We start from the raw sequence: 1,073 nt of genomic DNA on the forward strand, positions 1-1,073 counted from the left end.
CAGCCAAAATCTCTCGTTGCTGGCCAATGGTTTCAGCAAGTGGCCGGAAGCACCGGACTGTCGCAAGGCCACAGCCGCGATCGCCGATGAGGTCCTTCGCCGCGCCGAAAGCGAGGTCGGGCTCTCTGACTTTATGCAGGAGCATCTGACGTGCCTGGTAAATGGTTTCAGTAAGTGGGCGGAAGTGCCGGACTGCCGCGAAGCCACAGTGGCGATCGCCAGTGAGGTCCTTCGCCGCGCTAAACGCGACGTCCGGCTCTTTGACTTTACTCAGCAGGGGCTGGCGACCCTGGTGAACGGTTTCAGCAAGTGGCCGGAAGCACCGGACTGTCGCAAGGCCACAGTCGCTATCGCCGAGGCGGTCCTTCGTCGCTCCGGAAGCGGCGCCTTGATCTCTGATTTTACTCCGCAGGACCTGGCGAACCTGGTGAATGGTTTCAGCAAGTGGCCGCAAGCGCCTGGCTGCCGCGAGGCCACAGTCGCGATCGCCAGCCAGGTCTCTCGCTTTGCCAAACGCGAAGCCCAGCTCTCTGACGTTACTCCGCAGCACCTGGCGAACCTGGTGAACGGTTTCAGCAAGTGGCCGGAAGCGCCGCACTGCCGCGAGGCCATAGTCGCGATCGCCAGCGAGGTCTCTCGCCGCGCCAAACGCGACGTCCGGCTCTTTGACTTTACCCAGCAGGGGCTGGCGAATCTGGTGAACGGTTTCAGCAAGTGGCCGGAAGCGCCGGACTGCCGCGAGGCCACAGTCACGATCGCCGGCGAGGTCTCTCGCCTTGCCAAACGCGAAGCCCAGCTCTCTGACTTTAATGCGCAGGACGTGGCAAACCTGGCGAACGGTTTCAGCAAGTGGCCGGAAGCGCCGCACTGCCGCGAGGCCACAATCGCGATCGCCGGCGAGGTCTCTCGCTTTGCCAAACGCGAAGCCCAGCTCTCTGACGTTACTGCGCAGCACCTGGCGAACCTGGTGAACGGTTTCAGCAAGTGGTCGGAAGCGCCGGACTGCCGCGAGGCAACAGTCGCGATCGCCGGCGAGGTCTCTCGCCTTGCCAAACGCGAAGCCCAGCTCTCTG

The 1,073-nt window shown here is 63.3% G+C and carries 1 pseudogene; it reads left to right on the forward strand.

Features of this window, described 5'->3' with window-relative positions:
- Window positions 1-1,073 (forward strand): annotated as a pseudogene (locus ACFFNA_RS39305) (hypothetical protein); the annotation flags it as partial.

Source organism: Mesorhizobium kowhaii, assembly GCF_042431665.1.
In the GTDB taxonomy this organism is placed as follows: Bacteria; Pseudomonadota; Alphaproteobacteria; order Rhizobiales; family Rhizobiaceae; genus Mesorhizobium; species Mesorhizobium kowhaii.